The following is a 22,465-nucleotide window of genomic DNA, read 5'->3' as shown; positions in this document are numbered from 1 at the left end:
TTGCGGATCACCACGGCGTGCGACGATGACGCCATGGCGGACGGCGTGCCCACGACGGTGGTCTGGGACCCGGCGCTGCTCGCGTACGACATGGGCGAGCATCCGATGAACCCGGTCCGGGTCGAGTTGACCATCGCGCTCGCCCGTGAGCTGGGCATCCTCGACCGGCCCGGGGTGCGGGTGGTGCCCGCGGAACCCGCCAGCGAGGCCCTGCTCACCCGCGTGCACCGCCCGGACTACGTGGACGCGGTCCGGCAGGCACCCCGCGATCCGTTCTTCGCCGGATGGGGTCTCAACACCCCGGACAACCCCGTCTTCGACGGGATGCACGAGGCCAGCGCGCGGATCTGCGGCGCCACCGTCGCCGCGGCCGAGGCCGTCTGGTACGGCTCCAGCACCCGCGCGGTCAACGTGTCCGGTGGTCTGCACCACGCCATGCCCGCGCGCGCCGCGGGCTTCTGTGTCTACAACGACCCCGCGGTGGCGATCGCGCGCCTGCTCGATCTCGGCGCGCAGCGGATCGCGTACGTCGACGTCGACGTGCATCACGGCGATGGCGTCCAGGCCGTCTTCTACAACGATCCGCGCGTGCTCACGGTCAGCCTGCACGAGACCCCGCTGGCATTGTTCCCCGGTACGGGTTTCCCCGACGAGTCCGGTGGTGCGGGCGCGGAGGGCACCTCGGTGAACGTGGCCCTGCCCCCGGGCACGGGCGACGGCGGCTGGCTGCGCGCGTTCCACGCGGTCGTTCCGTCCGTCGTCCGCGCGTTCAAGCCGCAGGTGCTGTTCACCCAGTGCGGCGCGGACGCGCACCGGCTGGACCCGCTGGCCGACCTGCGCCTGTCCGTGGACGGCCAGCGCGCCACCTACCTGGCGTTGCGGGCGCTCGCCGACGAGGTCTGTGGCGGGCGCTGGGTGGCGACCGGCGGCGGCGGGTACGCGCTCGTCGAAGTGGTCCCCCGGGCCTGGACCCACCTGCTGGCCGTGGCCACCGGGGAGCCGCTGGCCCCCGGCACCCCCACGCCGCCCGACTGGCGAAAACTCGCCGCGCAGCGCCGCCCGCAGGCCGACATCCCGGTCACCTTCACCGACGGCGTGGAGCCGCCGCAGGAACGCTGGCAGCCGGGCACCACCACCGACGCGGTGGACCGGGCGATCCTGGCGACCCGCACGGCGGTGTTCCCGCTGCACGGCCTCGACCCGCACGACCCGAGGGATTGACCGCCATGGTCCTCGACACCGGCGCCGATGTGCTGCTCTCCGACGGCAGCGCCGTCCACTTGCGCCCGATCAACCCGGCGGACGCCGAAGCGATCGTCGAATTGCACTCCCGGATGAGCGACCGCACCCGGTACCTGCGCTACTTCTCGCCGTATCCGCGGATTCCGGAGCGGGACCTGGAGCGCTTCGTCACCGTGGACCACCACGACCGTGAGGCGTACGTCGCGGTCAGTGGCCCGCGCATCCTGGCGGTCGGGCGCTACGAGCGGATGGGCCCGGACTCGCCCGACGCCGAGGTGGCGTTCGTGGTGGAGGACGCGTACCAGGGTCGCGGCATCGGGTCGGTGCTGCTGGAGTACCTCGCCGAGGCCGCGCGGACCCACGGCATCCGGCGGTTCGTCGCCGAGGTGCTGCCGCAGAACGGCGGCATGCTGCGCGTCTTCAGCGACTTCGGCTACCAGATCCAGCGCCGCTACGCCGACGGCGTGGTGCACCTCGAATTCCCGATCGCCCCCACGGAACGCTCGCGCGAGGTGCAGGAGAGCCGGGAACAGCGCACCGAGGCCAGGTCGATCGCCCGGCTGCTCAGCCCGCGCGGGGTCGCCGTGTACGGGGCCAGCACCAGCGGCCTCGGGGTCGGCGCGGCGCTGCTGGCGGACCTGCGCGACGGCGGCTTCACCGGTGCGGTCGTGCCGGTGCACCCGAGCGCCGAGCGGGTGGCGGGGCGGCGGGCGTACCGGTCGGCGGCCGAGGCGGGCCAGACGATCGACGTGGGGCTCATCGCCGTACCCCCGGAAAGGGTTTCCGAAGCCGTGGCGGACGCGGCCGCGGCCGGCGCCGGTGCCCTGGTGGTGGTGTCCGCGGGCTTCGCCGAGACCGGCCCGGACGGGGCGGAGGCGCAGCGTGCGCTGGTCGAACAGGCCCGGGCGGCCGGGATGCGGGTGGTGGGCCCGAACTGCCTGGGCATCGCCAACACCGACCCCGCGGTACGGCTCAACGCCACGCTCGCCCCGACCCTGCCGGCCGCCGGCCGGGTCGGCTTCTTCAGTCAGTCCGGCGCGCTCGGGGTGGCCCTGCTGGCCGAGGCGGACCGGCGTGGGCTCGGGCTGTCCAGTTTCGTGTCGGCGGGCAACCGCGTGGACGTCTCCGGCAACGACCTGCTGCAGTACTGGCAGGACGACCCGCGCACCGATGTCGTGCTGCTCTACCTGGAGACGTTCGGCAACCCGCGCAAGTTCGCCCGGCTGGCACGCCGGATGAGCCGGATCAAGCCGATCGTGGCGGTGGCGTCGGCGACCCGGCCGCCCGGGCTGGCCGAGGACCTGCCCGGCCCGGACGCGAACGCGGTCACGGCGCTGTTCGCCCGCTCCGGGATGATCCGCGTCGACACCGTCCAGGAACTGTTCGACGTCGGGGTGCTGCTGGCGCACCAGCCGCTGCCCGCGGGCCGGCGCGTGGCCGTGGTCGGCAACTCGTCCGCCCTGTCCGGGCTCGCGGTCGCCGCCTGCCGCCCCAACGGCCTCGTGGTCGCCGACGGGTATCCGCGCGACCTCGGCCCGCAGTCCGGCGCCCACGAGTTCGCCGCCGCGCTGGCCGAGGCCGAGGCGGATCCGGTGGTGGACGCGCTGGTCGTGGTGTTCGCCCCGCCGCTGCCGGGCCAGCTGCCCGACTCCGACGCGGACTTCGCGGTGGCGCTGTCCGCGGTCGCACTGGCGGGGGAGAAGCCGACCGTGGCGACGTTCCTGCTCGGACAGTTGCCGTCGCGGGTGCCGTCGTACCCGTCGATCGAGGAGGCGGTGCGGGCGCTGGGGCGGGTCGCCTCGTACGCGGACTGGCTGCGCCGCCCGCCCGGCCGCTATCCGGAGCTGTCCGGAGTGGATCCTGCCGCGGCGCAGGTGCAGGGATCGCCCACGGAGCTGCTGGCCGCGTACGGCATCCGGCTCGTCCCGTCCACGGCGGCCGGGTCGCTGCAGGCCGCGCTGGCCGCCGCGGAGCAGTGCGGCTATCCCGTGGCGCTGAAGGCGGCCCGCGGTTCCCTGCGCCACCGCATCGACCTCGGCGCGGTACGCCTCAACCTGGCCGACGCGGCGGCCGTCCGCGCCGCCTACGGCGAGCTGGCGGCGGCGTTCGGCCCGGTGGTGCTGGTGCAGTCGATGGTTGCGCCCGGGGTGGCGTGCAGGGTGGAGGTGGCGGAGGACTCCGCCTTCGGCCCGGTGGTCGGCTTCGGGCTCGGCGGGGTGGCCAGTGAACTGCTCGGGGACCTGGCGTGGCGGGCCGCGCCGCTGACCGACTCGGCCGCGGCGGCGCTGGTCGACGAGCCGCGGGCGGCGCCGCTGCTGCACGGCTACCGGGGCTCGGCCCCGGTCGACCGGGATGCCCTCACCGACCTGCTGCTCCGGGTCGGGCGCCTCGCGGACGAACATCCGCGGATCCGCGCGCTGTCGCTCAACCCGGTCCTGGCCCGCCCCGACGGCTTCGATGTGCTGCACATCACGGTCGAGGTGGGCGCGGGCGGGGCCCGCCCGGACACCGGCCCACGCCACCTCTGACCGCTCGCGGTCAGCTCGCGTACGCCTCGAGGCGGCCGGCGCGCTCCGGGGAGCGCAGCTTGAGCATCGTCACCTTCTCGATCTGGCGGATGCGCTCGCGGCTCAGGCCGAACTCGCGGCCCACCTCGTCGAGCGTGCGCTGGCGGCCGTCGTCGAGGCCGAAGCGCAGCCGGATCACCGCCGACTCCCGCTCCGAGAGGGTGGAGAGCACGATCTCGACCTCGTTGCGCAGCTCGCCGCGGGCCAGGCCGTCACCCGGCTCGCCGCGCGGGTCGACCGCCGCGACGAAGTCGCCGAGGGCGCTCTCGCCGTCCTCGCCGACCGCCTGGTCCAGGCTGACCGGCTCCCGGTCGTACGAGATCAGCTCGATGACCTGGAACTCGGGGACGCCCATGGCCTGGGCGATCTCCGCGATGCTGGGCTCGCGGCCCAGCTGCGTCGCGAGGTCGCGGCGCGCGCGGACCATGCGGTTGACCTGCTCAACCATGTGTACGGGGATGCGGATGGTGCGGGCCTGGTCGGCCATGGCGCGGGTGATGGCCTGGCGGATCCACCAGGTGGCGTACGTGGAGAACTTGTAACCCTTGGTGTAGTCGAACTTCTCGACCGCGCGGATCAGGCCGAGGTTGCCCTCCTGGATCAGGTCGAGGAAGGCCATGCCGCGCCCGGTGTAGCGCTTCGCGATGCTGACGACGAGCCGCAGGTTCGCCTCGAGCAGGTGGTTCTTCGCGGCCTTGCCCTCGGCGGCGACGATCTCCAGCAGCCCGGCGAGGTGGGCGTCGGCCGTGGGGAGCTTCTCCTCGGCGTAGAGGCCGGCCTCGATCCGCTTGGAGAGGGTCACCTCCTCGACCGCGGTGAGCAGGCGGGTCCGTCCGATGCCGTTGAGGTACGCCCGGACGAGGTCGGCGGAGACGCCGCGCTCGTCGGTGGCGTCAAGGTCGGCCAGGGCCTCGACACTGTCTGTCATGATGCCGTCAGCGGCTTCTTCCGCCATGGACTCCATCGCCTTCGTCTGCAGGACCACTTTCAGTCCCCTCCCCGCGTGAACTCGGTGCATTCCCAGCCCGCATTCGTGCCGGTGATCCAAAGCTTGGCGCGGCAGGCGTTAAGCCGAGGTGAGGCAAGGCTCCAGGTGGCATGAATCGGGGAGAACCCTGAGGTCGTGAACCCGACAGCCTGCCCGAATTGGCGGGACATATGGGGAACGCGGATCGATTGGTAAGAGCCCGATAATGTGTTCCGGAACGACACACGAAGGGAAGGTCCGTGGTCTTCAAACGGATGATGCGGGCACTCGGCGTCGGCGGCCCGTCCGTGGAAACGGTGCTCACCAACCCCAACTGCCGGCCCGGGGGTTACCTCGAAGGTCACGTTCAGGTGATCGGCGGGGAACACGCGGTCGACATCGAGTACGTGGCGCTGGGCCTCGTCACCCGGGTCGAGGTCGAGAGCGGCGACAGCGAGTACAACACCAACCAGGAGTTCCACCGGCAGCGGCTGACCGGTGCCTTCAAGCTGGACCCGGGCCAGCGCCACGACATCCCGTTCCGGTTCGACGTGCCGTGGGAGACCCCGATCACCGAGGTGTACGGCCAGCACCTGCACGGCATGACCATGGGTCTGGCCACGGAGCTTGAGGTGGCCCGGGCGGTCGACAAGGGCGACCTCGACGCGGTCGCGGTGCACCCGCTACCGGCGCAGGAGCGGATCCTCGAAGCGCTGCAGCGGCTCGGCTTCCGGTTCAGCAAGGCCGACGTCGAGCGCGGCTCGGTGTACGGCACGCACCAGACGCTGCCGTTCTACCAGGAGATCGAGTTCTACCCGCCGCCCGCGTACGCCGGCGGCATCAACCAGCTGGAGGTCACCTTCATCGCGACCCCGCAGGTGCTGCAGGTGATCCTCGAAATCGACAAGCGTGGCGGAATATTCACCGAGGGTCACGACGCGTTCGGCCGCTTCGACGTCGACTACCACACCGTCGACCAGGTCGACTGGGCCGGGCAGCTGGACGGCTGGCTGCGCCAGTCCGCCCAGCGCCGTGGCCTCTTCTTCTGAGCTTTACAGCTCCAGTTCTTCTGAGCTTTACAGCTCCAGCAGGACGGTACGCGGGCCCACGTTCACGCTCTCCACGAGCATGTGGGCCCGGAACCGGCCGGTGGCCACGCTCGCACCCCGGGCGCGCAACGCCTCCACGAACGTGGTCACCAGCGGTTCCGCCACCTCGGCCGGGGCGGCGGCCGCCCAGGTCGGGCGGCGGCCCTTGCGGGCGTCGCCGTACAGGGTGAACTGGCTGACCACCAGGAGCGGGGCGGACGAGTCGGCGGCCGACGCCTCGTCGTCGAGCAGGCGCAGCTCGTACACCTTGCGGGCCATGGTCTGTGCGGTCGTCGGCGTGTCGTCGTGGGTGACGCCCAGCAGCACCAGAAGCCCGTCCGTGATCTCGCCGACGACCTCACCGTCCACGGTGACACTCGCCCGGCTCACGGTCTGCACCAGCGCCCGCATCAACGGCTCCTCTCCGCCCGCGCCGCCGGGATCGTCGCGGCACAAGCCCGTCGGTCATTGTCGCGGAGAGGTGGATCCCGCCCAGGGCTGGGCCCGATCGGCGGCGTGCCGCGAGTCTCGGTCCCGACGGTCCGGCCCGGAAGGCGCTGCCGGCCAACCGCCCCCTCGCTGCGCCGGTTGCCCGCCGCCCGGTGAGGTGGCCGCGGCGGGAAACGCCGGACCTGCGACGATGGACGACATGACGATCTCGCTGCCGATCGACGCCGAGGCCAACAAGCTGCTGTCCACCGATCCGCTGGCGCTGCTCGTCGGCATGGTGCTGGATCAGCAGGTCCCGCTGGAGAAGGCGTTCAGCTCGCCGTACGTCCTCGCGCAGCGGCTCGGCCACGCGCCCACCGCCCAGGAACTGGCGGACTTCGACACCGACGCGCTCATCGAGATCTTCGCGAAGCCACCGGCGCTGCACCGCTTCCCCAAGGCGATGGCGACCCGGGTGCAGGACGTGTGCCGCATGCTGGTGGCCGAGTACGACGGCGACGCCGCGAATCTGTGGGCGGAAGTGCGCGACGGCGCGGAATTGCTCCGACGGGTGGGCTCGCTGCCCGGCTTCGGCAAGCAGAAGGCACAGATCTTCACGGCCCTGCTCGGCAAGCAGTACGGCGTGCAGCCCACCGGCTGGCGCGAGGCCGCCGGAGGGTACGGCGAGCAGGGTTCCTACCGGTCGGTGGCGGACATCGTGGACGACGACTCGCTGGCACGGGTGCGCGCCTACAAGAAGGAGATGAAGGCCGCCGCGAAGCGGCCGGGCTGAGCATCCCGTCGATGCTGGGCAGCCGGGTGCCTCCGGTGCGAGGATGAAGAGTCGATCGGAGTCACCCGTGAAGAAGCAGCCGGACCGCCCGGTGTTGATCACCGATGCGGCCCTCAGCCAGAGTGACCAGCTCCGCAGCCGCCAGATCCGCTACGTGACCATGATGGGTATCCGGGCGGGTTGCCTCATTCTGGGCGCCGTCCTGATCAGCGCCAAGGCGCCGCTGCTCCCGCTGTGGCTCATCCTGTGCGCGGCCGGGATGGTCTTCCTGCCCTGGGCCGCCGTCCTCATCGCCAACGACCGCCCGCCCAAGACCAAGGCGGAGCGCTACGAGGCGCGCAACCGGGAACGTCAGCGACACGCCCTCGACCGCCACTCGGCAGAGCAGAACGAAGAACGCACGATCGACGCCGACGACTGAGCCGAAGGCCCGCGCGACCTGCGGCGATGGGCGGGGTCCGCTCGCTCCACGGCCAGCCGTTCAGCCGGTCCGCGAGTGTCGTCCGTCGCCCGCCGTTGAACGGCCCGCAACACCGCTCAGGGGCGGGCCCCGACCCGGCTGACGGCCTCGGCGCCGAGCGCGGCCCCGGCCGCGAGAGCGGCGCGCGGCTGCGCACCGGCACACCATGCGGCCAGCAGCCCCGCCGCGAACGCGTCACCGGCCCCGGTCGGGTCGACCACCGGTACGCGGCCCGCCTCCGCCGTCTCCGGCGCCCCGTCCCGTGGCACCCACACCGCGCCCGCACCGCCGCGCTTGACCACCACGTTGCGGGCCGCGCCGGTCAGGGCACGGGCCTGCTCCGCCGCCGCACCGGGACCGGCCAGTACGGCCGCTTCGTCGGCGTTGCACAGCAGCAGGTCGGTCCCGCGTACCCAATCGAGGAAGGCCGTCGCCCCGGCCCGCCGCAGCGGGCCCGCGGAGGCCGCGTCGACACTCGTGGTGAGCCCGCGTGTGCGTGCCGCGGCCAGGGCGGCCAGCCCGCCCGGGCGTGACCGGGCATCGAGCAGCGGATATCCGGACAGGTGCAGGTGGGTCGCGGCGGGTGCGGCGGCGACGGCCGCGGCGACGTCCTGCGGATCCAGGAGCAGCCCCGCGGCGCGGTCGGCCAGCATGGTCCGCTCGTCGGGCGTGGCGAGCACCACCACGCTGCCGGTCGTGGCGCCCTCGTGGGCGCGTACCGCGCAGCGCACCCCGCAGGCGGTCAGCTCGGCCACCCGCTCCCGCCCGGCCGGGTCCTGGCCAACGGCCGCGACCAGGGTGACCGGGCAGCCGGCGTGGGCCAGCCAGGCGGCCGTGTTGGCGGCCTGACCGCCACCGGTCAGCGTGATGGCCGCGTCGGTGTCCGTCCCGGTCTCGATCGGGCTCCCGTGCACGACGAGCACGTCGGTGACCAGGTCCCCGACCACGATCACACCGGGCGTGCGCTTGCGGCCCTCGCTGCGCTCGGTGCGCTCGCTCACGTGGGGATGCTGAAGCCGAGCGGGGCCGGGGTCGGTGCCGCGGCGGCCGCGATCCGGGCGGCGAGCGCCGCGTTGCGCAGGATGATGCGGACGTTGACCGCCAGGCTGCGGCCGTCGGTGCTCTCGTGGAAATGGGCCAGCAGAAACGGGGTGACGGCCTTGCCGGTGATCCCCTCGCCCGCCAGCAGCGCCAGGCCGGCGGCCAGGGTGCGGTCGTGCAGCTCCGGGTCGAGCTGCTCGTCGGCGGGCAACGGGTGGCCCAGCACCAGCGCGCCGGAGCTGACGCCCTGGCCCGCACGGGCGGCCACGGCGGCGGCGACCTGCTCCGGGGTGTCCAGCCGCCAGTCGACGTCGAAGCCCCCGTCGGTGACGAAGAAGCCCGGGAATCGGTGCGTGCCGTACCCGGCGACGGCCACACCCAGGGTCTCCAGGCGCTCGAGCGTCGCGCCGACGTCCAGGATCGACTTCACCCCGGCGCAGACCACCACGATCGGGGTGTGCGCCAGGGCGGTGAGGTCGGCCGACTCGTCGAACGTGACATTCGCCTCCCGATGCACCCCGCCCAGGCCGCCCGTGGCGAACACGCCGATCTCGGCCGCCGCGGCGACCGCGCTGGTCGCGGCGACCGTGGTGGCGCCGTCGACCCCGGTCGCGGCGGCTAGGGCCAGATCGCGAACGGACAGCTTGGCGACGTCGTCCGCCCCCGCCAGATGCTCGATCTGGGCGTCGTCGAGGCCGACGATCAACCGGCCGCCGATCATGCCGATGGTCGCCGGCACCGCGCCGTTGTCCCGTACGGTCTGTTCGATCTCGCGGGCCACCCGCAGGTTGTCCGGGCGTGGCAGGCCGTGCGAGACGATCGTGCTCTCCAGGGCCACCACCGGGCGGCCGTCGCGGCGGGCCCGGCTGACGTGGTCCCCGTACTGAATCGAGAAGTCGGTCACGATCGTTACGGTACGGTGCCACGCTGCTGCGTTGTCGTTGGACCGACCCCGGGTACGGGTGTCAGACTTGCGGGTTGGAGCACCTTCCGCGGTGACCGGGGGGCACGCGGTGGCAGATAGTCGTTTGGCAGAACTCTGGAAGGGCAGATGCCGTGAGCACGCAGATCTTGGAGCGCCCGGAAACCAAGGATGCCGACACCGGGCCGGAAATGTTCCACTACGTGCGCAAAGAGAAGATCGCCGAGAGCGCGGTCATGGGCACGTTCGTGATTGCGCTGTGCGGCGAGACGTTCCCGGTGACCAAGTCGCCGAAGCCCGGTTCGCCGGTGTGCCCGCAGTGCAAGGAGATCTACGAGTCGATGAAGAGCTGAACGCTCTGGGTACGGGCGCCACTCCGTGACGGGTAGCTACGGCCCGCTCGTGGCGGATCTCATCGGCGTGGCTGTCTTCGCCGCCTCGGGCGGCTCCGCCGCGGTCGGCAAGCGCCTCGACCTGTTCGGCGTCGCCTTCGTCGGCTTCACCGCCGCACTCGGCGGCGGGATCCTCCGCGACCTGGTGATCGGCTCCGTGCCGCCGCTGGCCTTCGCGGACTGGCGGTACGTCGTCACCGCGGTGGTCGTCTCCGTGGCCGTGTTCTGGCTGCATCCGCAGCTCTACCGGGTGCGCCGCACCGTCCTGGTGCTCGATGCGGCCGGGCTGGGACTTTTCACGGTCACCGGCACGCTCAAGGCGCTCGACGCGAACGTCCCGGCGGTCGGTGCGTGCCTGGTCGGCATGCTCTCGGCGATCGGTGGCGGCCTCGCCCGGGATCTGCTCACCGCCGAGATCCCCGTGGTGCTTCAACGGGAGATCTACGCCATCGTCGCGCTGGGCGGCGCGGTCGCGGTGACCCTGCTGGTCCGCTTCGACGGCGCGAACCTGGTCACCCTGTCCGCGGCAGCGGTCGGCATGACGGGTGCGCGCCTGCTCGCGCTGTACCGCCGCTGGTCCGCCCCGGTCGCCGCGCCGCCCCCACGTCCGTAGCAGCCGGTCCGGTAACGGCCGGTTGCGCCGCCGGTGCTGCCCGTGCGCTCCCGGAGCCGTGGCCGTGCCTGTCGGGGGCCGCCGCTATGCTGAAGCCGCCTCCGCCGCCGTGCCGCCCGGGGGCGTTTTCATGAGTGGAGAGGACCACCGCAGCTTGAGCCCGCCCCTGCCGGACCTGGAGACGTTCCCGCCGCTGCGGGCATGGCAGCGCAAGGCCCTGGTGGAGTACCTGCGGCGCCGGACGCCGGACTTCACCGCGGTCGCCACCCCGGGCGCGGGCAAGACCACCTTCGCGTTGCGGATCGCCGCCGAGCTGTTGAACGACGGTACGGTCGAGGCGGTCACCGTGGTCTGCCCCACGGAGCACCTGAAGACGCAGTGGGCGGTCGCCGCGGCCCGGGTCGGCATCCAGCTCGACGCGGCGTTCCGCAACGCGGACGTGCACTCCGCCCGCGACTTTCACGGAGCCGTTCTCACGTACGCGCAGGTCGGCATGGCGCCCGCGGTGCACCGGCGGCGCACCATGACCCGCCGCACGATGGTCATCCTCGATGAGATCCACCACGCCGGCGACTCCCGGACCTGGGGTGACGGGGTCAAGGACGCGTTCGAGCCCGCTGAGCGGCGGCTCATGCTCACGGGTACGCCGTTCCGCTCCGACGACAACCCGATCCCGTTCGTGAGCTACGAGCGGGGCGACGACGGCCTGCAACGCTCCCGCTCCGACTCGACCTACGGGTACTCCGACGCGCTGCGCGACGGCGTCGTCCGGCCGGTGATCTTCCTCGCGTACTCGGGGGAGACCCGGTGGCGTACCAGCGCCGGTGACGAGCTGGCCGCCCGCCTCGGCGAGCCGATGACCAAGGATCTGGTCGCGCAGGCGTGGCGTACCGCGCTGGATCACCGCGGGGACTGGATGCCCCAGGTGCTGCGGGCGGCCGACGCCCGGCTGTCGCGGCTGCGCGAGCACGGCATGCCCGACGCGGGTGGCCTGGTCATCGCGAGCGACCAGCAGACCGCTCGGGCGTACGCGAAGCTGCTGGAGACCATCGCCGGGGAGAAGCCCGCCGTGGTGCTCTCCGACGACCAGGGCGCCTCGGCGCGGATCGCCACGTTCGCGGTGTCGGAGCAGCGCTGGCTGGTGGCGGTGCGGATGGTGTCCGAGGGCGTCGACATCCCGCGCCTGGCCGTCGGCGTGTACGCCACCAGCGCCTCCACTCCGCTGTACTTCGCGCAGGCGATCGGCCGTTTCGTCCGGGCCCGGCGCGAGGGGGAGACCGCCACGGTGTTCCTGCCCAGCGTCCCGCACCTGCTCGGGCTGGCCAGCGAGATGGAGGCAGAGCGCGACCACATCCTCGGCGCTCCCAAGGACCCGGACGGGCTCGACGACGCCCTGCTGGAACGCGCGCAGCGCGCGGAGGACGCGGCGGGGGAGCTGGAGAAGCGGTTCGAGGCGCTGTCCGCCACCGCCGAGCTGGATCAGGTGATCTTCGACGGGGCGTCGTTCGGCACGGGCGCCCGGGCGGGCACCCCGGAGGAGGAGGAGTACCTCGGCCTGCCCGGCCTGCTGAGTCCCGACCAGGTGGCGCTCCTGCTGAACCGCCGCCAGTCCGAGCAGCTGGCCGAGCAGAAGCGGCGGGCGAAGGACGCGCCGGTGCCGCAGCCGCGCGAGCCGGTGGTGCTCAGCGCGGGGGAACGCCGGGTCGGTCTGCGCCGCCAGCTCAACACCCTTGTCGCGGCGCACCACCACCGCACGGGGCTGCCCCACGGCAAGATCCATGCGGAGCTGCGCCGGATCTGCGGCGGCCCGCCCAGCGCTCAGGCGACCATCGAGCAGCTGGAGGAGCGGATCGCCACGATCCAAACCCTCTGAGGCCGGACGGCAGCAGCCCCAGGACAGGGAAGCTCAGGACAGCGAAGCTCAGGACAGCGAAAGGGCGCCCCACACCGTGGGCGCCCTGTGTCGCTATCTGGGGGATAGGTCAGTTGGAGCTGGACATCATGTCCGCGCCGCGCCACTCGAATTCCGGCTCGGCGGCGTACTGCACCGCGATCTTCACCAGATCCTTGGCGTACCGGTTGGCGTGGTGGCCGCAGAAGACCAGCTCACCGCCACCGGCCAAGGTCAGGCGAAGTTTTCCGGCAGCGTTGCACCGGTCGCAGCGTTCATCGGCTGCTGGTCCTGCCATCGTTTCCGACGGAGGCGTGAGAGTCGGGGTCATCGCCTTCCTCCTCTGGTCGTCACCGATGAACATGTTCCTCGGCTACAGGTCACACATCGTGCAACATCCTCGTGCGTTGCGGCCTTCCCGCCGTGCCCCGGGGGGACCCAGGTCACAGGTTGTCCGGACAGTGTGCCGTGCCCCAAGGGTGCCACGTCAACGATCACTTCTGCACAACGGTCTGGTCACTACCCGACGATGTACCAGCGGTAACCAATGGGGCACGCACAGTTGAAAAGGATCTAGTCCAGGTAGTCCCGCAGGACCTGCGAACGCGACGGGTGTCGCAATTTCGACATCGTCTTCGACTCGATCTGCCGGATCCGCTCGCGGGTGACGCCGTACACCTGGCCGATCTCATCCAGCGTACGCGGCTGACCGTCCGTCAGGCCGAAACGTAGCCGAACCACTCCCGCTTCCCGCTCGGACAGGGTCTGCAGCACCTGCTGGAGCTGGTCCTGCAGCAGCGAGAACGACACCGCGTCGACCGCCACCACGGCCTCGGAGTCCTCGATGAAGTCACCGAGCTGGCTGTCGCCCTCGTCACCGATCGTCTGATCCAGGGAGATGGGCTCACGCGCGTACTGCTGGATCTCCAGCACCTTTTCCGGCGTGATGTCCATTTCCTTGGCCAGTTCCTCCGGGGTGGGCTCGCGGCCCAGGTCCTGGAGCAGCTCACGCTGTATGCGGCCGAGCTTGTTGATCACCTCGACCATGTGCACCGGGATGCGGATGGTGCGGGCCTGGTCGGCCATGGCGCGGGTGATGGCCTGGCGGATCCACCAGGTGGCGTACGTGGAGAACTTGTAACCCTTGGTGTAGTCGAACTTCTCGACCGCGCGGATCAGGCCGAGGTTGCCCTCCTGGATCAGGTCGAGGAAGGCCATGCCGCGCCCGGTGTACCGCTTGGCCAGCGAGACCACGAGCCGCAGGTTCGCCTCGAGGAGGTGATTCTTGGCCCGCTCCCCGTCGCGCCCGATCCAGCGCAGGTCGCGCTCGAAGTTGCGGTCGAGCTTCTCCTCGCCCTCCTCGTACGCCCGCAGCCGCTCGGCGGCGTACAGGCCGGCCTCGATCCGCTTGGCCAGCTCGACCTCCTGCTCCGCGTTCAGCAGGGGGACCTTGCCGATCTGCTTGAGGTACGCCCGGACGGAGTCGGCGGAGGCGGTCAGTTCGGCGTCGCGGCGGGCCTGCTTGAGCGCCTCGGACTCCTCGTCGTCCCACTCGAAGTCGCCGTCGGTGGCGGAACTCGCCGCGTCGGAGGCGGCGGCCTGCACCATGGCGGGCGGCTCCTCGACCACGACGTCCTCGATCTCGGCGGCCAGCTCCTCGGGGTCGATCTCCTCGCCCTCGCCCGGGCCTTCCTCGCCGGGGGCGGCCGCCTTGGTGGCCTTGGTGGCCTTGGTCGCCTTCGCGGCGGCCGGGCCGGTCTTGGGGGCGTCGGCCGCCTTGCGCGCGGCGGTCTTGCGCGCCGGGGCGGTGCCCTCGGCGGCGGCCTTGCGCGCGGGGGCCTTCTTGGCCGGGGCCGGCGCGTCGGCGCCTTCCTCGGTGGCGGCCTGCTTCGGCGCGGCCGCGGCGGCCTTCTTGGCCGGGGCTCTGGTGGCCTTGGCGGTGGTCGCCTTCGACGCGGGTGTGGCGGCGCGGGCGGCGGCGACGCGGCGCTTGGTGCTGGCGGAGCCGTCGACCACGACCGTGACGCCGGCGTCCACGAGGGCACGCAGGATCTTCTTGGCCTGGGCCGGTGTCACCTCGGCGGACTCGACCGTCTGCACGACCTCGGCCGACGTGATCTGCCCGCCCGCGCCCTGCGCGTGCGCGATGAGAGCCTCGGTGAGGGAGCGAACGTCGGCACCGGTCTGGTGGGCTTCTGTCACGAATGACCTTCCGGAGGCGATGAGGTTGAGCGCGGCCGTATGCCCGACGCAGCACGGCAACGGGGCTGGCCAGTGTGGTGTGGGGACCCCCGTGACGCAGACCGGCCGGCGGGCGACTGTCCGTGAAAGCGTGGGCAGGGGTGAATTGTAGCGCCGCTGTCCGAGAACTTACCGCCGCAGCACGCCAGGGACCCTGCGGCGGGGGTCGGTCGGCCGCCGGCGGGCTGGTGCCAGAGAATGGTGACGGCGGAAAGGGCGGGCAGACGTGGCACAGCAACCGGCGACATCGATCGCCGACGACCTCCTCGCGATCGCCGTCCGCGTGGCGCGCGACGCCGCGGCGACCGCCCGCCGCATGCGGGCCGAGGCGATCACGGACGTGCAGACCAAGAGCACCGACACGGACGTCGTGACGGCCGCGGACCGGGCGGTGGAACGGCAGGTCGTCGACGCACTGCGGCGCGAGCGGCCGGGCGACGGCGTGCTCGGCGAGGAGTACGGCGACTCCGCCGCCCCGGCACTCGGCGCGGTCCGCTGGATCCTCGACCCGATCGACGGCACGGTGAACTACCTGTACGGCATCCCGCAGTACGCGGTCTCGCTGGCAGCCGAGGTGGACGGCGTGGTGCTGGCCGGGGTGGTCCGCAACGCCGCCACGGGCGACGAGTGGACCGCCACCCGGGGCGGCGGTGCCTGGCGGGACGGGCGGCGGCTGACCGGGTCGGCGCGGACCGCGCTGGAGCAGGCGCTGGTGGCCACCGGCTTCGGGTACGACGCGGGCCGCCGGGCCCATCAGGGTGCGGTGCTGGCCGGGCTGATCACCCAGGTGCGTGACATCCGGCGTTTAGGAGCGGCCGCGCTCGACCTGTGTCTGGCCGCGGAGGGCGCCGTGGACGCGTACTTCGAGAAGGGCCTGAATCTGTGGGACCACGCGGCCGGGGGGCTGGTGGCGACCGAGGCGGGGTTGCGGGTGGCCGGGCTGCACGGCGCGCCGGCGGGCGGACGGATGGTCGTCGCGGCGCCGCCCGCGCTGTTCGGCCCGCTGCACGACGCGCTGGTCAAGCTGGATGCGGCCGGCGGCCCCTGAGCGGGGCCGGCGGGGTCACTTGTTCTTCTTGACCGGCGCGGGGCAGGACCCCGGCGGGGCCTCGGGCTGTCCCACCTCGATCAGCGACTGGTTGACCTCGGTGGAGGTGGCCAGCTGCCGGTACCCGCTGCCGACGACGATGTCGATCACGGCACCCTTGCGCTTCGCGTTGTACTCCAGCTCGGCCTGGTCGAGGAAGAACGCCCGGAGTAGCTGTACCGCGCCCACCGCGTCCGGTCCGTACCGGATGACTGCGACGTCGGTGACCCGCTTCTTGTCCTCGTCCGGCTTCAGGACCTTGAACCGCCGGTTCTTGAAGTCGTTCGTGACATTCTCGGCCAGACCCGCCGTTGATGTCCCGTTGAGTACCTTTATGGTTACTTCGCTGGGATCGTTCGGCAATGTCAGGTTCGCCATCACGGATCCCGGCGGACACTTGTCACCGGCCACCGCACCGCCCTGGGTATCGCGCACGAGCGCGACGATGACGAAGACGATCGCCGCGGCGGCGAGGGCGCCGATCACGACGAGCGCTCGGACGCGCGCAAAGCTCATGGGGCAGGCTCCCGGTTGGTGGAACGACACGTGGTTCTATCGCCGTCCGGCGGCGGACAGCTCTGCGGTGAGGTTAGCGTCTGACTTCCAGGTGCGGGAAACAGGGAATAGTTCCGGCGCGCCGACGATGATCCACGGCCGCATACCCCTACCTTGATGTCGCCTCAGTCACATCGGGAACAATTGTCCGTCCATGCGCGTACAAGCCCCTCGCAAGGGCGGTAACGTACCGCGCTCGCCGGGGCAGTTTCCCGAGGGGCGGGGGCGCCTCGGCGGCGGTCGCTCCCGCTGTTCGCGAGAGCAGCGCAAATTCGACCACGGGAACCGGGAACCAGAACGACGTCGCGGGCGTTACTAACGCCAAGTGACACATCGATACAGGAGAGTGAAGACCGATGGCCACCGACTACGACGCTCCGCGTCGCGATGAGGTCGACCTCGGCGAGGACAGCCTCGAGGAACTCAAGGCCCGCCGCGCCGACTCTCAGTCCGGCGCAGTGGACGTCGACGAGGTGGAGGTGGCGGAGAGCTTCGAGCTGCCCGGCGCCGACCTCGCCGACGAGGAGCTCACCGTCAAGGTGCTGCCGATGCAGACCGACGAGTTCCGCTGCGCTCGCTGCTTCCTCGTACACCACCGCAGCCAGCTGGCGGTGGAGCGAAACGGGGAACTGATCTGCCGCGAGTGCGCCTGACGGCCACCCGCACACCCCACCCGGCCGCCCGGCAGGCGGTCGGGCGTCGTACCGACCCCTGAGGACGACGATGACCGAGCCCGAGGACCCGGCGGCCGCCGGTTCCGAGCCGCATGCCCCCACGCAGGCCGCCCCCGAGATCGGCGACGCCGTGGCCGCGATCGCCGAAGGTGACCTCGAACCGGGCCACCGGCGCCGGTTGATCGGCCGGCTCGTGCGCGACGTCCGGCGCGGGCCGGTCCGCCTGTGGCACCCCCGCGCTGTACTGCGTTGGGTGACCGACGCGGTCGCCGACGTCGCCCCGCATGTCCCCGTACGGGACCTGGCCACCCTGCGCCGCCACCTGCCCGACCTGGACGACGAGGCCCTGGCCGACCGCCTCATCCGCAACGCCGCCCGGGCCACCGCCGGCGTCGGCGCCACCGGCGGCGGACTCGCGTCGATCGAATGGGTGGCCACCCCGGCGCTGCTGTCCGCGCCGGTCCTGCTGGCCACCGAGACCGTCGCGGTCGTCGCCATCGAACTGAAGCTCGTCGGCGAACTGCACGAGGTGTACGGCCGCCCGATCACCGGCGGTCCCGCCGAGCGGGCCACCGGGCTCCTGCAGGCATGGGCCCAGCAGCGCGGCCTGAACCCGCTCACCACCGGCGCCGGGGCCGGGACCGTACTCAGCACCGCCGCCCGCAGGGACCTGCAGACCAACCTGCTGCGCCGGTTCGGGCGCAACCTCACCACGTTCGGCCCGATGCTCACCGGCGCGGCCGTCGGCGCGTACCTGAACCGCCGCGCCACCCGTGCCCTGGGCGAGAAGGTGCAGCGCGATCTGCGCGGCGCCGAGCCGCCCCGGCCCTAGCCCGGGCGGCGGTCAGGGCCTCGCGTCGGCGGCGGCGGCCAGCAGGGCGCTCGCCAGCTCGACCGGGCGGCGGGTGCTGACCACCCAGAACGGCGTCGGATCGGCCGGATCGGCCAGCAGCACCTGCACGGCTCCGCCGACCCATGGACGCTGCACCACGAACGCCAGCGGATGCGCCCCGACGCCGAGGGCCTCGCGCTTGCCGTCCGCGTCCAGCGCGACCACGTCGGCGATCACCTCCAGCGGCAGCCGGGCGTCGTCGACCTGGAACTCGCGCTCGGTCACCGCGACCCGCAGCCGCCCCATCCAGACCAGCAGCGCCGCGGTCACCGGCAGCAGCACCACGAACGGCACCCAGGCCCGCAGGCCGGGGCCGCCGAGCCAGATCTCGGCCGCCAGGATCGCCGCCACCCCCAGGGCGGGCGGCCACGCCCACCACGGCACGGTGAGCCGCTCGGCGTAGCGGACTCGCGACGTCGCCGTGCTTGCGGCAGGCTCGGGTGTCACGCTGGTGAGGGTACGGCGCGCCTGCCCGGCCCGGCACGGCAGGATGGGGCAGGGTAGTGCCGCCGTGGCGCGGGCACCCGGCCGCACGGGCCGGGCCGTACGAGACAGGATGAACGACGTGACCGAAGCTGTGGACGTGCCGGTCCTCCGGCTCGACCCCGACCTGCCGATGCCGGCGTACTCCCATCCCGGCGACGCGGGCGCGGATCTCTGCGCCGCCGCCGACGTCACGCTGGCCCCGGGCGAGTGGGCCCTGGTGCGTACCGGGGTGGCGCTGGCGCTGCCGGACGGGCACGTGGGGCTGGTGCATCCGCGGTCGGGGCTGGCGGCCCGCCTCGGTGTGACCGTGCTCAACGCGCCCGGTACGGTCGACGCCGGCTACCGCGGCGAGATCATGGTGAATCTCGTCAACCACGACCGGGCCCGGACGGTGCGGATCTCGCGCGGGGACCGGATCGCCCAACTGATCGTCCAGCGGGTGGAACGCGCCGTGTTCCGTGCCGTCGAGGAGCTGCCCGAGACCGCGCGCGGCGCGGGCGGGCACGGCTCGACCGGCGGGCATTCGGCCCTGCCCGCCCAGCAGCGTCGGTGAAGCAGCAGCGTCGGTGAACCGGACCGGACAGGGTCCGGCAGGCTTGTAACGGGAAGGTGGCAAGGCAGATGTTCTCCCGCAGCAAGGGGGGCCCGAAGCATGTGCGCAGCGCGGACGCGCCGCGCTCGGCGGCGCTCGCCCAGAGCATGTCGGCCGACGCGCAGGCGGAGGCGCCCGAGCACGGCCCGTGGGACGCCGCGTACGCCCCTGAGGGGGTGCAGCGGCTCGACCTGGGCAGTCTGCAGATCCCGGCGGTCGACGGGGTCGAGGTGCGGGTCCAGGCGAACCCCGACGGCGGTATCGAGCAGGTCGTCCTCGTGGTGGGCGAGAGCGCGCTGCAGCTCGGGGTGTTCGCGGCGCCGCGTACCGAGGGCATCTGGGACGAGGTGCGCGCCGAGATCGCGGAGGCGATGAGCGCCGACGGGGTCAACCCGCAGGAGGTCGACGGACCGTACGGAACGGAACTGCTGGCCCGGGTCGAGACCCCGCAGGGCCCGGCGGAGGTCCGTTTCGTGGGCGTGGACGGGCCGCGCTGGATGGTGCGCGGCCTGTACCAGGGCCCGGTCGCCACCGACCGGAGCCTGGAGGGCGCGCTCGGGCAGTGCCTGGAGGGCCTGGTGGTGGTCCGAGACCAGGAGGCCCGGCCGGTCCGCGAGGCGCTGCCGCTGCGCCTGCCCCAGGAGATGGCCGAACATGCCCAGCAGCACCTCGCGGACGGTGAGGATCCGGCCGCGCCCGACCCGGCGCTGCACTGAGCGCACCCCCTGACGTGCCGCCAGCGGTGACGGAAGTCACCCCTGGCGGTTCCGGCGTACGGTGGACGCGGGCCACGGGCCCACACTGTGCCGTCCCACCGGGTCGTCGAGGAGAGGTGACGCGTCGGGCCATGGCGACCAACGAACGCACGACCGGTCTGCGCCGGTTTTTCGAGCGGCTGACCGCCTCCGAGGCGGAGCTCGACGCGCAGGAGCTGCAGCGCGACTCCGCCAAGTGCGGGGCCGTGCTGGCCGACCAGTGCCGCCGAGGGCAGGTCGTGTCCGTGTCGGGACGGCTGCGCACCGTGGCGTACACTCCGCGCACCAACCTCCCGACGCTGGAGGCCGACCTGTACGACGGCAGTGACGTGGTCACGCTGGTCTTCCTGGGGCGGCGCGCCATCGCCGGGATCGAGCCGGGCCGGCAGTTGACCGCGCGCGGCCGGATCGCCCTCCGTGACGAGCGCAAGGTGATCTACAACCCGTTCTACGAGCTGGAGGCGCCCCGGTGACACCCGGCAGCGAACCCCGTCACGCCGCGCCGCGCGAAGGGGTGGAAGATCGCGTTGCCGAGGAGGTCGTGGAGGCGCTCAACCTGCACCCCGTCACCGAGGAAGTCGCCGAGGAGCTGAGCCTGCTCCCCGCCGCGGAAGCCACCGAGCACGTCGCGGAAGCCGCCGAGCCCGCCGCGGAAGCCACCACGGAGCCGCCCGGAGACGGCGAAGAGCCGCTGCCGACCATGTCCGAGCAGATCGCCGACCAGCTCGGCGGCATGCGCGGCCTGATCGAGTCCAGCGTGCCGGTGCTGGCCTTCGTGCTGCTCAACTTCATCGTCGGGCTGGACGCGATCGGCCTGCCCGAGGACTCCCGCACGGGCCTGTACATCGCGATCGGCGGGGCGGTCGGCACCGCGGTGGCCATCGCGATCTACCGGCTGGCCCGCCGCGAACCGATCCGGCACGCGATCAACGGGCTGGTCGGCATCGCGCTGGGCGCGTACCTGGCGGCGCGCTCGGGGCACGCCAAGGACTTCTACCTGCCCGGCATCCTGATCACCCTGGGCCAGGCCGCGCTGCTGCTGCTCTCGACCGCCTTCCGGCGTCCGATCATCGGGTACGTGTGGGCCGTGATGGCGAACAAGGGCAAGCACGACTGGCTGGAGAACAAGCGGCTGCTCGGCACGTTCCAGTGGCTCACGATCGCCTGGGCGGTCTCGCTGATCGTGCGCGGCGGCGTGCAGGCGTTGCTCTACTGGCTGGACCGCCCCGACCTGCTCGGCGTGGCCCGGATCTTCCTGAGCTGGCCCATCTACGCCGGCATGCTGGCGCTGACGGTGTGGGCCGTGCGCCGGGCGACCCGGGCGGAGCGCGCGGCGCAGGCCACCACCTGATCCGCTACCGACCCTTGGGTGTGTCGTCGGTGCCCAGCACCACTGCGCGGACCGCGTCCTCGACCTCGCTCGTACACACGAAGATCAGCTCGTCGCCCGCCTCCAGCGGGTCGTCCGGCGTGGGCACCAGCACCCGCTTGCCGCGCAGGATCGCCACCAGCGCGGAGTCGCGCGGCATGGGCACGGAACGCACCGGCTGCCCCACGTACGGGGCGTGCGCCGGCAGGGTGATCTCCACCAGGTTGGCCTCGCCCTGCCGGAACGTCATGAGCCGGACCAGGTCGCCGACCGTGACCGCCTCCTCGACCAGCGCGGCCATCAGGCGCGGCTTGCTCACGGCCACGTCCACGCCCCACTGCTCCGTGAACAGCCACTCGTTCTCGGCGCGGTTCACCCGGGCCACCACCCGGTTGACCGCGAACTCGGTCTTGGCCAGCAGCGACACGACCAGGTTGGCCTTGTCGTCGCCGGTGGCCGCGACGACCACGTCGCAGTTGGCGACCTCGGCCTCCTCCATGCTGGTCAGCTCGCACGCGTCGGCGAGCACCCACTCCGCCTCGGGCACGCGTTCCGGGCGCAGCTGGCGGGGCTGGCGCTCGATCAGCATGACCTGGTGGCCGTTGCCGATCAGCTCCTGCGCGATGGACCGGCCCACGTTGCCCGCCCCGGCGATGGCGATGCGCATCAGTGCCCTCCCACTCCGGCGCCCGACGCGATCTTCAGCACGTCGCCGACCGTATCGTCGGTGACCAGTACGAACACCTGGTCACCGTCCTGCAGCACCATCGACGGGCTGGCCAGCGAGCCGATGCCGAAGCGCATCAGGTACGCCACCCGGGCCCCGGTCGCCTCCTCCAGCGCCTTGACCGACTTGCCGATCCAGTCGCGGTGCAGCGGCGCCTCGACGATCGACACCGCGCTGGTCGGGTCCCGGAACACCTCCACGGTGCCCTCGGGCACCAGGTGGCGCACCATCCGGTCGGCGGCCCACCGGATCGTCGCGACCGTCGGGATGCCCAGCCGCTCGTAGACCTGGGCGCGGCGGGCGTCGTAGATGCGGGCCACCACCCGGGGCACGCCGTACGTCTCGCGGGCCAGGCGGGCCGAGATGATGTTGGAGTTGTCGCCGCTGGACACGGCCGCGAAAGCGTCGGCACGCTCGATGCCCGCCGCCGTCAGCACATCACGGTCGAAACCGATGCCAGTGACCGTGATGCCCTTGAAGTCACCGCTGAGCCGCCGGAACGCATCGGCGTTCTGGTCGATGATGGCCACGGAGTGTCCGCGCGCGTCGAGCTTGTGGGCGAGGGTGGAGCCGAGCCGGCCGCATCCCATGATCACCACGTGCACTGTTGGCACCTTCCCGCTGGGTTCGTACAGACCAGAGCGTGCCATGCGGCGTTGCCGCACGGTCGACGGGGCGGCAT

Annotated in this window: 25 protein-coding genes; 15 read left to right on the top strand and 10 right to left on the bottom strand. The window is 72.3% G+C overall.

Annotated features, from left to right (window positions below):
• The first annotated feature begins 33 nt into the window (after positions 1 to 33).
• Positions 34 to 1,221, top strand: a complete 1,188-nt coding sequence (locus ACMCNO_RS27825) for an acetoin utilization protein AcuC (RefSeq protein WP_412752402.1) — start codon at positions 34 to 36, stop codon at positions 1,219 to 1,221.
• Between the two features lie 5 nt (positions 1,222 to 1,226).
• Positions 1,227 to 3,770, top strand: a complete 2,544-nt coding sequence (locus ACMCNO_RS27820) for a GNAT family N-acetyltransferase (protein ID WP_412752401.1) — start codon at positions 1,227 to 1,229, stop codon at positions 3,768 to 3,770.
• Positions 3,771 to 3,780: 10 nt separating this feature from the next.
• Here ACMCNO_RS27820 and sigB read toward each other — a convergent pair whose 3' ends face one another.
• Positions 3,781 to 4,737, bottom strand: coding sequence for an RNA polymerase sigma factor SigB (gene sigB, locus ACMCNO_RS27815; RefSeq protein WP_412753829.1), 957 nt, complete (start codon positions 4,735 to 4,737; stop codon positions 3,781 to 3,783).
• A gap of 299 nt (positions 4,738 to 5,036) precedes the next feature.
• Between sigB and ACMCNO_RS27810 the strand changes: the two genes are divergently transcribed.
• Entirely contained in the window at positions 5,037 to 5,825 is a 789-nt protein-coding gene (locus ACMCNO_RS27810; RefSeq protein ID WP_412752400.1) for a sporulation protein, read from the top strand.
• A 27-nt stretch (positions 5,826 to 5,852) separates the two neighbouring features.
• Here ACMCNO_RS27810 and dtd read toward each other — a convergent pair whose 3' ends face one another.
• On the bottom strand, positions 5,853 to 6,275 hold the full coding sequence (gene dtd / locus ACMCNO_RS27805) for a D-aminoacyl-tRNA deacylase (protein WP_412752399.1): 423 nt from the start codon (positions 6,273 to 6,275) through the stop codon (positions 5,853 to 5,855).
• Positions 6,276 to 6,513: 238 nt separating this feature from the next.
• Between dtd and ACMCNO_RS27800 the strand changes: the two genes are divergently transcribed.
• Entirely contained in the window at positions 6,514 to 7,086 is a 573-nt protein-coding gene (locus tag ACMCNO_RS27800; RefSeq protein ID WP_412752398.1) for an HhH-GPD-type base excision DNA repair protein, read from the top strand.
• 67 nt (positions 7,087 to 7,153) lie between these two features.
• Positions 7,154 to 7,507 carry a DUF3099 domain-containing protein gene (locus ACMCNO_RS27795; protein ID WP_412752397.1) on the top strand — a complete coding sequence of 118 codons (354 nt, stop codon included), beginning with the start codon at positions 7,154 to 7,156 and terminating at the stop codon, positions 7,505 to 7,507.
• 116 nt (positions 7,508 to 7,623) lie between these two features.
• Here ACMCNO_RS27795 and ACMCNO_RS27790 read toward each other — a convergent pair whose 3' ends face one another.
• Entirely contained in the window at positions 7,624 to 8,547 is a 924-nt protein-coding gene (locus ACMCNO_RS27790; RefSeq protein ID WP_412752396.1) for a carbohydrate kinase family protein, read from the bottom strand.
• Complete coding sequence (locus ACMCNO_RS27785; RefSeq protein ID WP_412752395.1) at positions 8,544 to 9,491, bottom strand: pseudouridine-5'-phosphate glycosidase; 948 nt, start codon at positions 9,489 to 9,491, stop codon at positions 8,544 to 8,546. The genes ACMCNO_RS27790 and ACMCNO_RS27785 overlap by 4 nt, the downstream gene beginning before the upstream one ends.
• A gap of 152 nt (positions 9,492 to 9,643) precedes the next feature.
• Here ACMCNO_RS27785 and ACMCNO_RS27780 point away from each other — a divergent pair, with 152 nt between their 5' ends.
• The 3 genes from ACMCNO_RS27780 (at position 9,644) to ACMCNO_RS27770 (ending at position 12,387) form a co-directional block, all read left to right on the top strand.
• Positions 9,644 to 9,862, top strand: coding sequence for a DUF3039 domain-containing protein (locus ACMCNO_RS27780; RefSeq protein WP_412752394.1), 219 nt, complete (start codon positions 9,644 to 9,646; stop codon positions 9,860 to 9,862).
• 25 nt (positions 9,863 to 9,887) lie between these two features.
• Entirely contained in the window at positions 9,888 to 10,514 is a 627-nt protein-coding gene (locus tag ACMCNO_RS27775) for a trimeric intracellular cation channel family protein (RefSeq protein ID WP_412752393.1), read from the top strand.
• A gap of 154 nt (positions 10,515 to 10,668) precedes the next feature.
• Entirely contained in the window at positions 10,669 to 12,387 is a 1,719-nt protein-coding gene (locus tag ACMCNO_RS27770) for a DEAD/DEAH box helicase (protein WP_412752392.1), read from the top strand.
• Between the two features lie 109 nt (positions 12,388 to 12,496).
• On the opposite strand, the gene ACMCNO_RS27765 is transcribed toward ACMCNO_RS27770, so the two are convergent.
• Complete coding sequence (locus ACMCNO_RS27765; RefSeq protein WP_412752391.1) at positions 12,497 to 12,736, bottom strand: hypothetical protein; 240 nt, start codon at positions 12,734 to 12,736, stop codon at positions 12,497 to 12,499.
• A gap of 242 nt (positions 12,737 to 12,978) precedes the next feature.
• Positions 12,979 to 14,607: an RNA polymerase sigma factor gene (locus tag ACMCNO_RS27760; RefSeq protein ID WP_412752390.1), complete on the bottom strand. Its 1,629-nt coding sequence runs from the start codon at positions 14,605 to 14,607 to the stop codon at positions 12,979 to 12,981.
• Between the two features lie 265 nt (positions 14,608 to 14,872).
• Here ACMCNO_RS27760 and ACMCNO_RS27755 point away from each other — a divergent pair, with 265 nt between their 5' ends.
• Positions 14,873 to 15,694, top strand: a complete 822-nt coding sequence (locus ACMCNO_RS27755) for an inositol monophosphatase family protein (protein ID WP_412752389.1) — start codon at positions 14,873 to 14,875, stop codon at positions 15,692 to 15,694.
• 15 nt (positions 15,695 to 15,709) lie between these two features.
• Here ACMCNO_RS27755 and ACMCNO_RS27750 read toward each other — a convergent pair whose 3' ends face one another.
• On the bottom strand, positions 15,710 to 16,249 hold the full coding sequence (locus ACMCNO_RS27750) for a LytR C-terminal domain-containing protein (RefSeq protein ID WP_412752388.1): 540 nt from the start codon (positions 16,247 to 16,249) through the stop codon (positions 15,710 to 15,712).
• Between the two features lie 395 nt (positions 16,250 to 16,644).
• Between ACMCNO_RS27750 and ACMCNO_RS27745 the strand changes: the two genes are divergently transcribed.
• Positions 16,645 to 16,941, top strand: coding sequence for a DUF4193 domain-containing protein (locus ACMCNO_RS27745; RefSeq protein WP_023561654.1), 297 nt, complete (start codon positions 16,645 to 16,647; stop codon positions 16,939 to 16,941).
• A 70-nt stretch (positions 16,942 to 17,011) separates the two neighbouring features.
• Entirely contained in the window at positions 17,012 to 17,794 is a 783-nt protein-coding gene (locus ACMCNO_RS27740; RefSeq protein ID WP_412752387.1) for a hypothetical protein, read from the top strand.
• A gap of 12 nt (positions 17,795 to 17,806) precedes the next feature.
• Here ACMCNO_RS27740 and ACMCNO_RS27735 read toward each other — a convergent pair whose 3' ends face one another.
• On the bottom strand, positions 17,807 to 18,301 hold the full coding sequence (locus tag ACMCNO_RS27735; protein ID WP_412752386.1) for a DUF3093 domain-containing protein: 495 nt from the start codon (positions 18,299 to 18,301) through the stop codon (positions 17,807 to 17,809).
• 109 nt (positions 18,302 to 18,410) lie between these two features.
• Between ACMCNO_RS27735 and dut the strand changes: the two genes are divergently transcribed.
• From dut to ACMCNO_RS27715, 4 genes are all read left to right on the top strand, one after another.
• Complete coding sequence (gene dut, locus ACMCNO_RS27730; protein WP_412752385.1) at positions 18,411 to 18,893, top strand: dUTP diphosphatase; 483 nt, start codon at positions 18,411 to 18,413, stop codon at positions 18,891 to 18,893.
• 68 nt (positions 18,894 to 18,961) lie between these two features.
• Positions 18,962 to 19,648 carry a DUF3710 domain-containing protein gene (locus tag ACMCNO_RS27725; protein ID WP_412752384.1) on the top strand — a complete coding sequence of 229 codons (687 nt, stop codon included), beginning with the start codon at positions 18,962 to 18,964 and terminating at the stop codon, positions 19,646 to 19,648.
• Between the two features lie 131 nt (positions 19,649 to 19,779).
• Positions 19,780 to 20,160, top strand: a complete 381-nt coding sequence (locus ACMCNO_RS27720; RefSeq protein WP_412752383.1) for an OB-fold nucleic acid binding domain-containing protein — start codon at positions 19,780 to 19,782, stop codon at positions 20,158 to 20,160.
• Between the two features lie 227 nt (positions 20,161 to 20,387).
• Positions 20,388 to 21,038: a DUF3159 domain-containing protein gene (locus tag ACMCNO_RS27715; protein WP_412753828.1), complete on the top strand. Its 651-nt coding sequence runs from the start codon at positions 20,388 to 20,390 to the stop codon at positions 21,036 to 21,038.
• Between the two features lie 4 nt (positions 21,039 to 21,042).
• Here the strand turns inward: ACMCNO_RS27715 and ACMCNO_RS27710 are convergent, their stop codons facing one another.
• Both ACMCNO_RS27710 and ACMCNO_RS27705 read right to left on the bottom strand, forming a co-directional pair.
• Positions 21,043 to 21,723, bottom strand: a complete 681-nt coding sequence (locus tag ACMCNO_RS27710) for a potassium channel family protein (RefSeq protein WP_412752382.1) — start codon at positions 21,721 to 21,723, stop codon at positions 21,043 to 21,045.
• A complete protein-coding gene (locus tag ACMCNO_RS27705; protein WP_412752381.1) occupies positions 21,723 to 22,388 on the bottom strand; it encodes a potassium channel family protein in 666 nt (221 codons plus the stop codon). Before ACMCNO_RS27705 ends, ACMCNO_RS27710 begins: the two co-directional genes overlap by 1 nt.
• Positions 22,389 to 22,465 lie beyond the last annotated feature (77 nt).

Origin of the sequence: Krasilnikovia sp. M28-CT-15 (assembly GCF_047159595.1) — a bacterium.
Taxonomy (GTDB): Bacteria; Actinomycetota; Actinomycetes; order Mycobacteriales; family Micromonosporaceae; genus Actinoplanes.
This window is presented reverse-complemented; position numbering and strand designations above follow the sequence as displayed.

What these genes read in the sequence shown, in the direction of transcription:
- ACMCNO_RS27825 (WP_412752402.1), top strand. Translation starts at nt 34, where the DNA reads ATGGCGGACGGCGTGCCCACGACGGTGGTCTGGGACCCGGCGCTGCTC.
- ACMCNO_RS27820 (WP_412752401.1), top strand. Translation starts at nt 1,227, where the DNA reads ATGGTCCTCGACACCGGCGCCGATGTGCTGCTCTCCGACGGCAGCGCC.
- sigB (WP_412753829.1), bottom strand. Translation starts at nt 4,737, where the DNA reads ATGACAGACAGTGTCGAGGCCCTGGCCGACCTTGACGCCACCGACGAG.
- dtd (WP_412752399.1), bottom strand. Translation starts at nt 6,275, where the DNA reads ATGCGGGCGCTGGTGCAGACCGTGAGCCGGGCGAGTGTCACCGTGGAC.
- ACMCNO_RS27800 (WP_412752398.1), top strand. Translation starts at nt 6,514, where the DNA reads ATGACGATCTCGCTGCCGATCGACGCCGAGGCCAACAAGCTGCTGTCC.
- ACMCNO_RS27765 (WP_412752391.1), bottom strand. Translation starts at nt 12,736, where the DNA reads ATGACCCCGACTCTCACGCCTCCGTCGGAAACGATGGCAGGACCAGCA.
- ACMCNO_RS27750 (WP_412752388.1), bottom strand. Translation starts at nt 16,249, where the DNA reads ATGAGCTTTGCGCGCGTCCGAGCGCTCGTCGTGATCGGCGCCCTCGCC.
- ACMCNO_RS27745 (WP_023561654.1), top strand. Translation starts at nt 16,645, where the DNA reads ATGGCCACCGACTACGACGCTCCGCGTCGCGATGAGGTCGACCTCGGC.
- ACMCNO_RS27740 (WP_412752387.1), top strand. Translation starts at nt 17,012, where the DNA reads ATGACCGAGCCCGAGGACCCGGCGGCCGCCGGTTCCGAGCCGCATGCC.
- dut (WP_412752385.1), top strand. Translation starts at nt 18,411, where the DNA reads ATGAACGACGTGACCGAAGCTGTGGACGTGCCGGTCCTCCGGCTCGAC.
- ACMCNO_RS27725 (WP_412752384.1), top strand. Translation starts at nt 18,962, where the DNA reads ATGTTCTCCCGCAGCAAGGGGGGCCCGAAGCATGTGCGCAGCGCGGAC.
- ACMCNO_RS27720 (WP_412752383.1), top strand. Translation starts at nt 19,780, where the DNA reads ATGGCGACCAACGAACGCACGACCGGTCTGCGCCGGTTTTTCGAGCGG.
- ACMCNO_RS27715 (WP_412753828.1), top strand. Translation starts at nt 20,388, where the DNA reads ATGTCCGAGCAGATCGCCGACCAGCTCGGCGGCATGCGCGGCCTGATC.
- ACMCNO_RS27710 (WP_412752382.1), bottom strand. Translation starts at nt 21,723, where the DNA reads ATGCGCATCGCCATCGCCGGGGCGGGCAACGTGGGCCGGTCCATCGCG.